Origin of the sequence: Vibrio gallaecicus (assembly GCF_024347495.1) — a bacterium.
Lineage (GTDB): Bacteria > Pseudomonadota > Gammaproteobacteria > Enterobacterales > Vibrionaceae > Vibrio > Vibrio gallaecicus.
The window spans coordinates 1618733-1633840 of sequence record NZ_AP025491.1; the positions used below are offsets into that span (position 1 = coordinate 1618733).

Consider the following 15108-nt stretch of genomic DNA (forward strand, 5'->3'; position numbering starts at 1 on the left):
TTGATCATAAATAAAGAGAATTTATTGGCTTTTAAATAACTGATCTTTTTGATTAATATGATCTATATTGATTAAGTGATCTAATGATCTGGTTGGCTTTTTGCTTTTATCTTATTGTAAATAAAAGACTTATTTTTTTTGTCTTTGAAAGCATGATCATAAGATCACCGAAACGATGATCATTTAATCTTGAAAGTATGATCACACTTATCTAGAAACATGATCATTACCTTGCTACAAAGATGATCAAGTAAGTCCCGAAAGAATGATCATCTTATTTAAACACGTTATCCACAAGCAAGAGTTTGTAAGAGAAGTTCTCTAGACCTTCACTCGTTTAATTTGGAATATTCTCTATGGAAGAATGATCAAGTAAAGTGAGTATTGGATGAAATTTGCGCATATATAACGCTTTATGTGTACTTGCATGACTTACTGTATTTAATCTACTGAAATTCACATAATTAGTATTTCTTTAGATAAACCTGAAAGCATGATCAGGAAATGAGCTAAATATGCTTATCTATTATGTTTGTTCATTGGATTTCGAGGTTACTGATATAAATTGAGCTCAAAAGCCCAGTACATCTACGTTTATCCGTAATCTAGACCGATAATATCATTCTTCCGATGTTTGTTTGTCTTGATCATTTTTCCGAAAGTAGATCTTATTGATATGACCAATCATAAGATCAATATAAGCGTATTTAAGCCTTGATCATGTTTCCTTATCAGCCTGTAAATGATTTATCCCTATCACTTTGCCTCTTGATCATTCTTCCAAAGTAAGTGATGTATTTATATACAACGATATGAGTAAATGACCACATTGCCTAATTATTTTCTAAGCTGAGACTTCGTTAGCCTCCATTATTAAATAGTACAATCCAAATCACATTTGCCGTAGTTTGTGCATAAATTTCAATCGTTCCGAGAGTTTTACTTTCACTCGTCATTTACATTGTAAATAAGTGATGCTGTAACACTTTTGTTTTAATTGTTTTTGTATGGTGTTTTATCCAAGATTTACTAATATATTTGTTCATTATTTCTATCGATTTACACAAACTATCGATTTGTTAGTTTATTTTATGTGATATTGCTCCTGAATGTATGTTCATGTTTTTGTTGGTTTTGGTGTTTATTGCTGTACAATGTGGGCAGGTTAATCATTACGGATATTGGCAATGAAAAGAGAACAAACGATTGAAAATCTCTATCAACTAGCCGAACAGACACAACAGGTTCAGGCTGATCGCATTGAGATTGTTTTAGAAGAGAGAAGTGATGAGCACTTTCCTCCTATGTCTAAAGCTTTAATGGAAACGCGTTCGGGTTTAACTCGTCGTAAGTTAGATGATGCGATTAATAAGCTTGAAGCTGAAGGTCATCAGTTTACTAAGAATAATGCTAACCATTATTCTATTTCTCTTGAAGAAGCACACATGCTTATGGATGCGGCTGGCTTGCCAAAATTCCATGAACGCAAAAAAAACGTGGATCATAAACCGTGGATTATCAATGTACAAAACCAGAAGGGTGGTACAGGTAAATCCATGACAGCGGTTCATCTTGCAGCTTGTCTATCGCTAAATTTGGATAAGCGTTACCGCATTTGTTTGATTGACTTGGATCCACAAGGGTCGCTTCGTTTGTTCTTGAACCCTCAAATTAGTGTATCCGAACACGAAAACATTTATTCAGCGGTCGACATTATGTTGGATAACGTGCCAGAAGATGAAGAAGTCGATATTGAATTCTTACGCAAGAACGTTCTATTACCGACTCAATATCCTAACTTAAAGACGATTTCGGCATTCCCTGAAGACGCAATGTTTAACGCAGAAGCGTGGCAGCATCTTTCTCAAAACCAGTCTTTAGATATTGTGCGCTTATTGAAAGAGAAACTGATTGATAAGATTGCTGATGATTTTGACGTCATCATGATTGATACCGGTCCACACGTTGATCCACTGGTTTGGAATGCAATGTACGCCTCTAATGCGTTACTTATTCCATGTGCCGCTAAACGTTTGGATTGGGCTTCTACCGTTAACTTTTTCCAGCATTTACCGACAGTATATGAAATGTTCCCTGATGATTGGAAAGGGTTGGAGTTTGTTCGACTCATGCCAACCATGTTTGAAGACGACAATAAAAAGCAAGTTTCAGTTCTGACTGAGATGAATTATTTATTGGGTGACCAGGTAATGATGGCGACCATACCAAGAAGCCGTGCATTTGAAACTTGCGCCGATACTTACAGTACCGTTTTTGATTTAACAACAAGCGACTTTGAAGGGGGTAAAAAGACACTTGCCACCGCTCAAGATGCTGTTCAAAAAAGTGCTTTAGAGTTGGAACGCGTACTTCATAGCAATTGGTCATCACTAAATCAGGGGTAAGTAACACATGGTAATTAAAACTTCAGACTTAAACGCAAAGCTATTTGGAAAAGCGAATAAGCGTCGTGTTGTGACTCCTCAAGAGGCTCAAACGGCGGCGAAAGAGCAGGCTCAAATTATTGAGCTTTCTGTCGCGGGTGAAGACCTAGTTTCGTTTGAGTTAGTACGTATTCCTGCGGATCAGGTAGCGAATAAAACGGTAGTATTTGAAGAAAATGCCCGTGAACAATCATTTCTAAATGAGCATGCACTATCGGATGTTCTTACGACTTTAAAAGAACGAGGTCAGCAATATCCTGCTGTCGGTCGTAAGAATAAAGATGGCAAGATTGAGGTACTTGACGGTAGTCGTCGTCGTATGTCTTGTATTCTTGCAGGGAAAGAGTTCTTAATTTATGTTGCTGAAGATATTAATTCAGAGCATGCTAAGTTTCTTTCTGATGTCGCTAATGCTCATAAGCCACTTTCGTTATATGAAAAAGGCAAAGAGATGCAAGCGAAACTAGACAAAGGTGAAGCTGAAGATCAAAAAGCACTCGCTAAAATTTTCCAGTGCAGTGAAGCATTAGTAAGCGGGGCGCTAAAAGCCGCGGCGTTACCACTTGAATTACTGCAAGCTTATCCTAATGTCAGTGATTTAGGTCGTCCAACTATTGTTAAACTGCATAAACAATTTGTTGGCTTAACTAGCGAACAGCAAATCGTTTTACTTGAAAAGTGTACTGGCTCAGAAGGGTTTGTTTGGCAAAGAAGCGATGCTCAAGGTGTGGCTCGATTAACAAAAGATGTGACTGAAACACTAGAAGCTTGGATTTTAGAATTGGCTCCAGCGCCTGTGAAAAAATCATCATCAAAAGTTGAGCTGATAAAAGGTCGTGCAAGCTACAGCCGTAAAGGTTCTAACTTGGCGCTTAATCTTAAGAAAGTCGATGATGCGACAATGCAAGATATCTTAGCTTTTGTTGAATCTAAACTCGTTTAACTTTTACACTTATATAAAAAGCCGCTCATGCGGCTTTTTTTGTACCTGTGGTAAACTGCATGGCAGATAAATCTGGATGCAATTTATGACTACTCAGCCGCTTAATTTTCTTACCGATCTTTCTTCTATCGCTCAGCACAATGACCATCGCTATGGGGTTGTTTTACGTGGCTGTGATAATTGGCAAGATGGTGTGATTCACTCTTATCTAGTGAACAATCCTGAATTGAATGCCTTTCAACTTGGGGGAGCCACCAGAGAAGGCGTGAATCATATCGTTATCAATAAAGGTCAGCAATTATTAGGACGTGAATGTCAGTTGCTGATATGTGATTTTAGGTTTGAATTTGATGCTAATAGTTTTAGTGCCGCGCTTGGCTCAATTATGGGTGGTGGGCTAGCGATCATATTACCCCCAGAGAAACATGAAAACCCCTCTATCGACCAAGCATGGTTAACTCAACATTTTGCGAAATTATTGCAGCTTGATGAAAACCATCCGCCTTCAGATCTACCTAAAAAAAACATAACAGCAAAAATAACCGATAAATTTAGCCAACAAAATCACGCTATAGAACTAATTTTGAAAGTGCTGTCTGGTCATCGTAAACGACCACTCGTGCTAACAGCTGATCGCGGGCGTGGTAAAAGTAGCGCGCTTGGTATTGCGACGGCACAACTTCTTTTGATGCGTTCGCCATTTAACGTTGTGGTTACCGCGCCTTCTATTAAAGCTGTGGAACCCATTTTTTATCACGCTCTGAATTTATTGGATGGAGCAGAGCGAGAAGGGAAGGGGACGCTTAAATTTGGTCAGTCTAGAGTGACCTTTGTTGCCCCGGACGAGTTACTTCAAACTAAGCCTAATTGTGACTTACTGCTTGTTGATGAAGCTGCCGCTATTCCTATTCCGATGCTGAAAAAAATGGTTGAGAGCTACCACCGTTTAGTTTTTTCAACCACGTTACATGGCTATGAAGGCAGTGGAAGAGGGTTTGGATTAAAGTTTGAATCTTGGCTTTCTAAGGTAAGACCGAATTGGAAAGCCTGCTCTATAGAACAGCCTATTCGCTGGAGTGTTAACGACCCTCTTGAAAACTGGCTGTTCGATTGTTTTCTATTGAATGTGGATATCAATCAAGGGGAGCAAGTCTTAGAAAGTGGTATGCGAGCTCGGTTAGAAGCGACTGCATTAGAGCTCTCATCAACTCAACTATCTAGGCAAGAAAATGGCGGTCATAGCCAGCGGATAAGTGAATCTCTCCTATGGGAAAAACTACCTAAGGCTGAGTTTGTTACTCATCCGGAGAAGCTGAAACAATGCTTTGCTTTATTGGTTGGTGCTCATTATCAAACAACACCCAATGACTTAATGCAGATATTGTCTAATCCATCAGTCGAGCTTTATGCATTATTTAATGGGCAAGTTTGTTTAGGATGTATTCTAACGGTGGGAGAAGGAGGGTTATCTTCTGATGTAATTAAAGATATCCAGCTTGGAAAGCGTCGTCCTAAAGGTCATTTAGCACCTGCTATATTAGCCAACCATTTAGGTTTTACAGAATCAGCAAGTTCTCGCTGTATTCGAGTCATGAGGATTGCCACTCACCCTTGTTATCAAAATCAGGGGCTAGGCAGTTTAATGTTAGATAACCTTTCAAGCTCATTATCCGATGTTGACTATCTTGCAACAAGCTATGGCGCAACGAGTGAACTGGTTAGCTTTTGGAAAAATAATGGATATTCTCCAGTTCATTTAGGGCATCAAAGAGACCAAGCGAGTGGTTGTCATTCTTTACTTATGCTTAAGCCTGTACAAAGTAACTCTCAACACTGGATAGGTGATGCTGTTCATGGCTTTGAACAAAGCTTCCTTTATTTAGCTTCTAGTTCTTTAACTTCACTTGAACCTCAAATGGTAAAGGCACTATTACCGAAGTCTTCAGGTTTGGAACTGTCTGCATCTGAAATTGGTTTGCTTGGATATTATGTTCAAGGTGGAAACAGTTTTGATAGCGTTGCTTATCTTCTGGTTAAAGCGATTCTACTCATCAATTCAAATGGAAATGATGAGGTTTCACTTTTATTGATATCTAAAGTTGTTCAGCAAAAAACGTGGTCTCAGTGCATTATTGAGCATGATTTTACTGGTCGTAAACAAGCTGAATCACAAGTTCGTTTGGATGTAGAAAAGATTATCTGCAATTTACAGTGTAAATAGAATCTGCCGCTGATTTGTAATTCCACTTTACAGTGTAAATTGAAAAACAGAATCAATTTACACTGTAAACTTCTACTTTATCCTTCTCATACAAAACTCTTCTATCCTCACCCAATTGAATTAGTCATAAAACTATTTGACGAATAACTACTGATAATTTCATTAACCCAACTCTGTGTTTAACTTTGAAATTAAATCCCATACATTTCTTAAACAAATGCTTAGGCTGAATTAACCTTGTTAGATTTGATAAATGGATATTCCAACCTACACTGAATAATAAGCGACAAGTTTCAAGGGTTAATACTTACGTTTACTGGCTAGCACTTAGGTTTATTGAATATTTGAGTTTCATGAACACTAAGTTTCGAAGGGATACATATGGAATATGTACTGGAAGAGTCCTTAGAGATTTCAACAGTTCTCAATTCGAAAGAAAAATATCTACAATGGCTTACTCACAATGAATCAATATCCATTGATGCCTCTAAAGTCACACGTGTCGACACTGCAGGTTTGCAAGCATTAGCATCTCTGTTTGTTTCTGCAAAGCATGTTGGGCTAGATATTCGAATTAAGAATACATCTGAAATCTTAAACGACTCGATTGCTTTGCTCGATCTCAAAGCGCAGTTTTACTCATAAATGGATGTTGAGGGTTTCAAATGAAGAAAATTTTAGCGGTAGATGATTCAGTATCGATTCGTCAAATGGTTAGCCATACTTTGAAAGACGCAGGCTACGATGTTGAAACGGCAAATGATGGAAGTGATGCATTACGAAAGTCTAAAACCACAAAGTATGATGTGGTTATCTCCGATGTAAATATGCCAATCATGGGTGGCTTTGATCTTGTTCGAGCTATTCGAGGCATTCCCCAATATAAGTTCATTCCAATCCTCATGTTGACGACGGAAACCAGTGTGGAAAAAAAGCAGGAAGGAAAATCTGCAGGTGCTACAGGCTGGTTAGTGAAACCGTTCAATCCAGAGACATTATTAAAAACGCTAAAGCGAGTGCTATAGCAGTTTAGATTCCAAAGAACTAATTCGGTAGTAACAAAAAATAGTAGTGCTCAACTCAGGGTAGGGACAGTTATGGCTTTAGACATGGACCAGTTACGTAAAATGTTCTACGAAGAATGTTGCGAGAACTTAGAAGTACTTGAAGAGATTCTTCTCGATCTTGAACCTGAGACTGTCGATATTGAAACCATTAACACTATTTTTAGAGCGGCTCATTCCATTAAAGGTGGTGCGGCAACATTTAACCTTTTTGATATTAGCGAGTTTACCCATTCCGTAGAAGCCTACTTAGATAAAGTCAGAAACAATGAAATGCAACTAACGAAGCAAACTGTGGATGTTTTGCTGAGAAGTTGTGACTGCATTAAAGCAATGCTGGAAGGGCATGAAGATAAAGTAGATGTAGATTTAAATTTCAAAGAGTCCGTCAGTAATGAATTAAGAAATTTGCTTGGTTCTGAACAAGTTCAAACAGCGAGTGGTGGCGATAACTTTGAAGATGAAGCTCTTACGAATCTCGAGAATTCAACGAATGTTGTTGATGGTGAAGTATTGGGGAATTGGAGTATAACCTTCATCCCACACTCTGATTTGTTTTTCAGTGGCAATGATCCGCTAAGAATTATCAGAGAATTAAAAGATTTAGATTCAGACATAGTGGTAACTAATACTCAGTTGGAACTACCTCATTTAGCTGAGCTAGAAGCAGAACTGTGTTATTTGAGTTGGACGTTTGAATTAAATGGCGAGATAAATAAAGAGGATATCGTTGAAGTATTCGAATGGGTTGAAGACGAATGCGACCTAAACATTGAAAAACAGGTTTCACCAAGTACTGAGAATGAAACGCCACCTTTAAATACACCTCTTCCCACTTCAAAAGAAACTCCCACTGAAACGACTCCTCCAGTTACAGAGGCTGAAGCTAATACTAAAGAGACGCAACAACAGCCAACCCCAGCAAAATCAAATAAAACAGATTCAGGTGTCAGCTCTATTCGAGTTGATATCGATAAAGTCGACGGGCTGATAAACCTTGTGGGTGAGCTTGTTATTACTCAGTCAATGCTGACAGAAATAGGCAATGATTTTACGGTCGATAAGCTTGAGAAACTAAAAGCAGGATTAGACCAACTTTTACAAAACAGCAAAGACCTTCAAGAGAATGTGCTCAACATACGCATGTTGCCAATGAGCTTTGCATTTAGTCGTTTTCCTCGTTTAGTTAGAGACTTGTCGGGTCGTTTGGAAAAACAAGTCGACCTTCAAATTATTGGTGAGAATACCGAGCTGGATAAAACCGTACTCGAAAGGATAGTCGATCCCCTCGTGCATCTCGTGCGAAATGGTATTGACCACGGGATTGAGATTCCCAAGCTACGTCAAGAAAGTGGTAAAGCGGAAATGGGGGTTATCAAACTCACAGCTTTCCATCAAGGAGGGGCAATCATTATAGAAGTAGAAGACGATGGCGCCGGAATTGATTGCGATAGATTGTGGAGTAAAGCTGTAGAAAAAGGCGTAGTGGTCAGTGACGCTCGCCGAGAGGAGATGACAGATAAACAAGTCTTAAACTTAATATTCGCCCCTGGTTTTTCTACCGCTGATCAAGTGTCTGATATTTCAGGGCGTGGCGTGGGTATGGATGTTGTGAAAAGAAATATTGAAGAACTCGGCGGACATATCGAGGTGGAATCAAAATTAGGCAAGGGCAGCAAATTCACCATTAGCTTACCTCTTACCTTAGCCATTCTTGATGGACAACTTGTTAAAGTCGGCGGAGAAGTTTATGTCATTCCACTTCTAACCATTATTGAATCTATCCAAATTGATACTCACTGCGTGAAGCATGCATCAGGCGGTGTGGAGCTATACCGACTTCGTGACGAAAATATTCCGATTTTACGTTTGCAAGAAGAGTTTGGTATGGGAGCAAGTGGGGATCTCCATAATCGAATTCTCTGTTTTGTTGAAGCGGCTGGTAACCGAGTCGGTTTACTTTTGGATGAGCTGCTCGATCAGCAGCAAGTGGTCATCAAAAGCTTAGAGTCTAATTACAATAAAGTGCCAGGCATCTCTGGTGCCACTATTTTAGGTGATGGCTCGGTTTCATTAATTCTCGATATCCAAGGTTTGATTACCTCATTTTTAGATAAGGCTTCAGACAGTAAAGTGAATAAAGGCGGTATCGCTGCCTAGCACTAATGGGGTTTCGCAGAAAAAAGTGACGAACCCATTATAGAAAATGGCTACGAGAAACCTTAAGCGATGGTGCCATAAACAAAATAAAACAAACCAAGCAAAGACAAACGAAGCAATGCAAGGAGCAAGTATGGAGCAACAAGTAGCGACTGATGCATCTGATTTACCGACTCATGTGATGAATGCTGAAATCAGCGAGAATGCTGACTTTCTCAGTTTCTGCTTGGCAAACGAATTGTATGGTGTCGTCATTCAAGATGTTGAAGAAATTCGAGTCTGGGAAAGACCTACTCCGATACCTCGTTCTCCAAGTTTTGTTAAAGGGGTGATAAACCTGAGAGGGATGATCGTTCCTATTGTCGATTTACGATCTCGCTTTGGAATTGGCACTTGCGATTACTTGCCTACCACGGTGGTGTTAGTTTTGCGTTCAGAAGATGACGAGGGTGAAAAGTTAATGGGGCTTGTAGTAGACGCCGTTTCCGACGTAGTTAGCCAAGGTGAAAATGAACTTTATCCTGCCGTTGGAGAGTCCCAAGTTAATCCATTTATCCAAGGTTTATTGAATGTCGATGATCAAGTGATGTCTCTGTTTGACACTGCTGAGTTACTTAATATCGAGCTCATCTTAAAACACACTAACCAGACACTTCCGCGAGGGTAAGGAAACCATGGCAGCAGAAGAGTATTTAAGCTTTATTTTGGAACATGAAGAGTACGCAGTGCCTATTTTGGATGTACGTGAAGTGCGTGGGTGGAGTGAAGTTCGGAGTGTGCCTAATTCACCTAATTATCTTAAAGGAGTGTTAGAAATAAGAGGGGAATACGTACCGATTGTTGATCTTCGAATGCGGTTCAATTTGCCCCCGTCTGTGATTAATCACACAACGGTGGTCATTGTTTTGAATGATGAACAAAAACATCCTTTAGGCATCATTGTGGATGCCGTGGCTGAAGTGTACGCATTCGAACCGACAGCAATTAAACCTGCTCCACATATGTCTGTAACGCTTGATGAAAGCTACATCAAAGGTATTGCATCAGAAGCTAATGGGCATCTCATTATAATAAATCTTGAAGCTCTATTTGATGTAGACGAGCTCAATTCGACGACAGTAGAAGACGCGCTAATGTGAGGTAAATATGTCATTTTGGAATAGAAAAAAGGAACCTGTTGCTCAGTTTGCAGAAGCAGCATCAGATGTATTAATGGAAGAAACCTCAGTGGAAGAGGATGGCTTATCCAAAGAACAATTACTTTCAGCTTTAGGCGCGGCTAAAACCGCTCTTATGATGGTAGATAGAGACTTTAAGGTCACTTATATCAACCAGCAATCCATTACTTTATTAAAAACACATGAAGCGACGTTTCAATCTGTGTGGCCAAATTTTCGAGCAGACAAAGATTTCATGGTTGGGTTTTGTATTGATGGCTTTCATGCCAACCCACAACACCAGCGACAGTTATTATCTAACCCAGCAAACCTTCCTTATAGCACCACTATTACTGTTCAAGATGTACTGCTCGAATTAAATGTTGGGGCGATTATTGATTCCTCGGGTAATTACGTTGGGAATACTTTGGAGTGGCAAGATGTTACGGCATTGCGAGCGCAGGAAAATAATGTTGCTCGTTTGCAAGCGGCGGTAGATCAAGCACAAACTGCCATGGTGATGATTGACCGAGATTTACTGATCACTTACATCAATAATGAAACTGTTAATTTATTTAAGAAACATGAAGCGACTTTAAGAAGCGTTTGGTCTGGATTTTTAGCCACAGAAGAATGGTTAATGGGCCGATGTATTGATGAGTTTCATAGAAACCCCGCGCACCAACGACAGTTACTCAGCAACCCCAGTAACCTACCTTACAGTACTGATATCACGATCGGACATTTAAAAATTGAACTTAATGTCGCGTCTATTTTTGATACCAAAGGTGATTATATTGGGAATACTCTAGAGTGGCGCGATGTTACCGAAGAGCGTGCAAAAGAAGCTGAAATTGGTCGTTTAGCCTCTGCAGTTGAAGGTATGACCACAAACCTCATGATGGCGGATGAAGAAGGCATTATTCAATATGTAAACCCATCTCTTTCTACCTTATTGAAAGGTCGTGAGAGTGAGATGCGTAAAGTGCTTACCGGCTTCGATGCGAGTCATTTAGTGGGTAAAAATATAGACATCTTCCATAAAAATCCTGCCCACCAGCGAAGTATTATTGCCAATCCTGACCGCTTACCATTTTCCTCCGATATAAAAGTCGGCTCATTAGAATTCAATTTAACGTGCATCGCCATGCGAGATGGTAACGGCAACTATATGGGACCTGCATTGCAGTGGGTTGATATAACAGAGCAACAGGATGGGCAGCGCCAAGTAGAAAGTTTAATCCAAAAGGCGACGGCGGGGCAGTTAGCCGAACGCATCGACACCTCGGTTTACAGCGGTTTCATGAAAGAGTTGGGGGATGGGATTAACGGGCTATTAGATACATTGGTTGAGCCATTAGGGCAGTGTATTGATGTCATGAGCAAAGTCGCTGATGGTGATTTAAAAAGTACGATGCCAGACAGTAATCAAGGTGAGTTTGGTCGTTTAGCGGATGCGGTAAATACGTCTATTTTAAATATTCGAAATATGGTCGAGAAGATAACTACCTCGTCAGCAAGAGTCGCGACAGCCTCTACTGAAATAGCCGAAGGCAATAATGACTTGAGCCAAAGGGTGGAAGCGCAAGCTTCGAATCTAGAAGAAACGGCAGCCAGTATGGAACAGATGACCGCAACGGTTAAACAAAATGCGGAAAATGCCAAAGGTGCTAATGAACTGTCTGATGATGCGGCGAAGAAAGCGGGGAAAGGAGGGGAAGTCGTTGGCCAAGCTGTGTCTGCTATGTCCGAAATTAACAGTGCGAGTAAGAAGATTGCCGACATTATAGGTGTCATTGATGAGATTGCATTCCAAACGAATTTGTTAGCTTTGAATGCTGCGGTTGAAGCAGCGCGAGCTGGTGAGCAAGGACGCGGTTTTGCTGTCGTTGCAGGAGAGGTAAGAAATCTTGCGCAGCGAAGCGCAGCAGCAGCAAAAGAAATTAAAGGTTTAATTAAAGACAGCGTAGAGAAAGTAGATGAAGGCTCCCGTTTGGTTGATGAATCTGGTGAAACTCTGAATGAAATTGTTGAAGCGGTAGCCAGTGTTTCACATCTTATCCAACAAATTGCCGAATCGAGTTTGGAGCAGTCGACAGGTATTGATGAAATAAACCGAGCCATTACCACCATGGATGAAATGACTCAGCAGAATGCGTCATTAGTTGAAGAAACGTCGGCTGCCAGCCAGTCATTAAGGTCTGAAGGTAAAGAGCTACTTAATCTCATGAATTTCTTCAGTACCGACAGTAATGTTGCTCAGTACAACGCTCAAAGTAATCTTTCATCTGTTCCTAAACGAGGCAATGTGAGCGAATTAAAAAACGCTAAGGTTGTTAATTCTGGAGTGACGTTTCGTGAGGATGGGGATGAATGGGAAGAGTTCTAACCAAGCAGGTTGATCAGTCAGAAAAGGTAAGCTCAATGGACCCAAGAGCGTCTTCTGTGAATCCAAGTTTAAATTCGATGAATCTCGGTAAGCAAGAGTTTGAGTTGACAGAAAAAGACTTCAAATTTGTGCAGTGGTTTATCCATAAGAATGCGGGTATTCATTTAACCGATCAGAAGTACGCGATGGTGTATGGACGAGTCAGTAGAAAAATGCGTGAGAAGAAGGTGGGACGCTTTGCTGATTATCGAAAGATGATTGAACATTCTAAATCTGAACAAATAGCATTTGTGAATGCTCTGACGACTAACAAAACGTCATTTTTTCGAGAGCAACATCATTTTGATTATCTTGAAAAAACATTGGTTCCAAAGTGGGTTAACCAACGAAAACAGGAAGTACGGATATGGTCGGCAGGTTGTTCTACCGGTGAAGAGCCGTACAGCTATATGGCGGCATTAAATCATGCGAATGCGTTCGAACATTTTTCTAAGGTGGCACTACTGGCAACCGACCTTGATACAAATGTGTTGGCTCATGCTAAGGCTGGAGTGTATGACGAAGAAGCGATAGACAGCATTCCTAAATCATACCTCAAGGGAAACTTTGTTAAAGGCAAAGGCGAGTTTTTAGGAAAAATAAAATGCGCCATAAAGCTTCAGCAACAAGTGGTTTTTAAGCAGCTCAATCTTTTAGAAAGCTGGCCAATGACAAAGAAATTTGATCTGATCTCTTGTCGTAATGTGATGATCTATTTTGATAAAGAAACGCAAAAATTGCTGATAGATAGATTTTGCCAGCAGCTTAATGAAGGAGGTTCTCTGTTTATTGGTCATTCCGAAAGTGTAGGGGCAGATTGCCAACAGTTTGAACACTTAGGCAATACCATCTATTTGAAGTTGTAATGTGCCCAACATCGGATGTTGAGCAGAGATGACTAGGGCGTAATGAATCGGTCATAGAGCGTCTAAATGGAACATATGGAGTGTGTAATGAAAGAATTTAGCCCGTGTTAGCCAAAGAGCAGGGCGCTTACTACAGTCGGTTTTATCATGAACTGAGGCAGCAACATGTTGTTAAAGTACTGCCTGGGGGGTTGTACTGCACAGCCGAAAAGGAAGTCATCAGCACGGGGTTAGGTTCTTGTGTCGCAGCTTGTATTTGGGACCCTTTTGCTCAGGTTGGAGGAATGAACCATTTCTTGTTACCGATGGTACACAGCAGTGAACATCACCACTGGTCACATGATGATGTGGTGTCGACAGCCTCTCGATATGGTAGCTATGCAATGGAAATGTTGATTAATCAATTGATTTCTCTTGGTGCAAATCGAAGTCGAATGCATATGAAGCTTTTTGGTGGTGCGCAAATGCACGGCATAAAGTCAGCCATTGGTGAGAAAAATGTCGACTTTGTTTTACGTTACGCTAAGCAAGAAGGCTTCGAACTTGATGCTTACGATTTAGGAGGATTAGAGCCTCGCAAGATTATTTTTGATCCACTTTCCGGAAAGGCTTGGCTTAAGAGGATTCCATTTGCCGAAGTGAGCCATTTAAGACATGAAGAAGACCATTACGCTCAGCAGGTTGAGTCTGATAGTCACCAACCCAACGACGATGTGGAGTTATTTTAATGTGTAGAAAAATTAAAGTGATCGTTGTGGATGATTCGCCCGTGTTCCGAGCATTGTTATCGGAGTTGATCTCGTCGGATCCCGCTTTGGAAGTGATCGCAACTGCTGAAGATCCTTATGAAGCAAGAGCTTTGATCAAAAAGCATAATCCAGATGTGATCACGCTTGATATTGAGATGCCGAAAATGAATGGCGTGCAGTTTCTAAAAAACCTTATGCGTTTAAGACCTATGCCTGTCGTGATGATCTCCACTTTGACTCAGCATGGAGCAGAAACCACGTTGCAAGCTTTGGAATTAGGCGCTATCGACTACTTTCCAAAGCCTGCGATGGACAGTACAGGAGACATGCTTAGCTATAGATCATTGATCAATAAAAAACTCAAAATGGCAGCTAAGGCTAACGTAAATGGGAAACCTCTAGAGAGTATGTCCAGTGATGTGGATTTAGCTCCAGTAGCGCCGGGTCATTCTAATATTGAGTTGATTGCAATAGGAGCATCCACAGGAGGAACGGAAGCTGTGCGTCATGTTTTATCAGCCTTACCAAGCGGGCTTCCTCCTATCGTTATTACTCAGCATATTAGCGCTTTGTTTACTAAACCCTTTGCAGCCCGTTTAGACAGCGTAAGTAAAGTCAACGTTCAAGAGTTGAGTGACGGCACTGTGCCGCTTATTCACGGAAGAGCGTATGTTGCTCCCGGAGATAAACATCTCGTGATTATACGTAAGGGAGGTAAGTTATTTGGCCAGGTGGACGATAGACCTCCTGTTAACCGACATAAACCCTCGGTCGATGTGATGTTTGACTCCGTTGCTGAAGTGGTGAGCGATAAAGCGCTGGGCATTATCTTAACTGGAATGGGCAGCGATGGCGCAAATGGCATGTTAAGAATGATGCAAAACGGTGCTATTACTATCGCACAAGATGAGCAGTCTTCAGTGGTATGGGGGATGCCCAGAGTCGCGGTTGAAGTAGGGGCAGTGCAGCATGTTAGAGCGTTATCAAAGATCCCCAAGGAGATTCGAAAGTGTGTATCTAGCGAATAAATACTCGAGATAACTTCAAAAATTAGAATGCAGAAATAGAAGAATGTC

The 15108-nt window shown here is 40.6% G+C and carries 12 protein-coding genes; all 12 read left to right on the forward strand.

Features of this window, described 5'->3' with window-relative positions:
• Positions 1-1187: 1187 nt before the first annotated feature.
• The 12 genes from OCU78_RS22095 to OCU78_RS22150 all read left to right on the forward strand — a co-directional run bounded on the left by OCU78_RS22095 (position 1188) and on the right by OCU78_RS22150 (position 15060).
• Positions 1188-2405 (forward strand): ParA family protein, encoded by a 1218-nt coding sequence (locus tag OCU78_RS22095; protein WP_137371803.1) that lies wholly within the window; start codon positions 1188-1190, stop codon positions 2403-2405.
• Positions 2406-2412: 7 nt separating this feature from the next.
• Entirely contained in the window at positions 2413-3387 is a 975-nt protein-coding gene (locus OCU78_RS22100) for a ParB/RepB/Spo0J family partition protein (protein ID WP_137371804.1), read from the forward strand.
• An 85-nt stretch (positions 3388-3472) separates the two neighbouring features.
• Positions 3473-5608, forward strand: a complete 2136-nt coding sequence (locus OCU78_RS22105; RefSeq protein ID WP_137371805.1) for a GNAT family N-acetyltransferase — start codon at positions 3473-3475, stop codon at positions 5606-5608.
• Between the two features lie 381 nt (positions 5609-5989).
• Positions 5990-6253: an STAS domain-containing protein gene (locus tag OCU78_RS22110; protein WP_137371806.1), complete on the forward strand. Its 264-nt coding sequence runs from the start codon at positions 5990-5992 to the stop codon at positions 6251-6253.
• Between the two features lie 20 nt (positions 6254-6273).
• Complete coding sequence (locus tag OCU78_RS22115; protein ID WP_137371807.1) at positions 6274-6633, forward strand: response regulator; 360 nt, start codon at positions 6274-6276, stop codon at positions 6631-6633.
• 72 nt (positions 6634-6705) lie between these two features.
• Positions 6706-8832: a chemotaxis protein CheA gene (locus tag OCU78_RS22120; protein ID WP_137371808.1), complete on the forward strand. Its 2127-nt coding sequence runs from the start codon at positions 6706-6708 to the stop codon at positions 8830-8832.
• Positions 8833-9013: 181 nt separating this feature from the next.
• On the forward strand, positions 9014-9499 hold the full coding sequence (locus OCU78_RS22125; protein ID WP_240701693.1) for a chemotaxis protein CheW: 486 nt from the start codon (positions 9014-9016) through the stop codon (positions 9497-9499).
• 7 nt (positions 9500-9506) lie between these two features.
• Complete coding sequence (locus OCU78_RS22130) at positions 9507-9971, forward strand: chemotaxis protein CheW (RefSeq protein WP_137371810.1); 465 nt, start codon at positions 9507-9509, stop codon at positions 9969-9971.
• Positions 9972-9978: 7 nt separating this feature from the next.
• Positions 9979-12378 (forward strand): aerotaxis transducer Aer2, encoded by a 2400-nt coding sequence (aer2, locus tag OCU78_RS22135; RefSeq protein WP_137371811.1) that lies wholly within the window; start codon positions 9979-9981, stop codon positions 12376-12378.
• 35 nt (positions 12379-12413) lie between these two features.
• Entirely contained in the window at positions 12414-13283 is an 870-nt protein-coding gene (locus OCU78_RS22140) for a CheR family methyltransferase (protein WP_373367614.1), read from the forward strand.
• Between the two features lie 104 nt (positions 13284-13387).
• Entirely contained in the window at positions 13388-14011 is a 624-nt protein-coding gene (locus OCU78_RS22145) for a chemotaxis protein CheD (protein WP_137371812.1), read from the forward strand.
• Positions 14011-15060: a protein-glutamate methylesterase/protein-glutamine glutaminase gene (locus OCU78_RS22150; RefSeq protein WP_137371813.1), complete on the forward strand. Its 1050-nt coding sequence runs from the start codon at positions 14011-14013 to the stop codon at positions 15058-15060. Before OCU78_RS22145 ends, OCU78_RS22150 begins: the two co-directional genes overlap by 1 nt.
• Positions 15061-15108 lie beyond the last annotated feature (48 nt).

Coding starts and splice junctions, on each gene's coding strand:
- OCU78_RS22095 (WP_137371803.1), top strand. CDS start 1,188: ATGAAAAGAGAACAAACGATTGAAAATCTCTATCAACTAGCCGAACAG.
- OCU78_RS22100 (WP_137371804.1), top strand. CDS start 2,413: ATGGTAATTAAAACTTCAGACTTAAACGCAAAGCTATTTGGAAAAGCG.
- OCU78_RS22105 (WP_137371805.1), top strand. CDS start 3,473: ATGACTACTCAGCCGCTTAATTTTCTTACCGATCTTTCTTCTATCGCT.
- OCU78_RS22110 (WP_137371806.1), top strand. CDS start 5,990: ATGGAATATGTACTGGAAGAGTCCTTAGAGATTTCAACAGTTCTCAAT.
- OCU78_RS22115 (WP_137371807.1), top strand. CDS start 6,274: ATGAAGAAAATTTTAGCGGTAGATGATTCAGTATCGATTCGTCAAATG.
- OCU78_RS22120 (WP_137371808.1), top strand. CDS start 6,706: ATGGCTTTAGACATGGACCAGTTACGTAAAATGTTCTACGAAGAATGT.
- OCU78_RS22125 (WP_240701693.1), top strand. CDS start 9,014: ATGAATGCTGAAATCAGCGAGAATGCTGACTTTCTCAGTTTCTGCTTG.
- OCU78_RS22130 (WP_137371810.1), top strand. CDS start 9,507: ATGGCAGCAGAAGAGTATTTAAGCTTTATTTTGGAACATGAAGAGTAC.
- aer2 (WP_137371811.1), top strand. CDS start 9,979: ATGTCATTTTGGAATAGAAAAAAGGAACCTGTTGCTCAGTTTGCAGAA.
- OCU78_RS22140 (WP_373367614.1), top strand. CDS start 12,414: ATGGACCCAAGAGCGTCTTCTGTGAATCCAAGTTTAAATTCGATGAAT.
- OCU78_RS22150 (WP_137371813.1), top strand. CDS start 14,011: ATGTGTAGAAAAATTAAAGTGATCGTTGTGGATGATTCGCCCGTGTTC.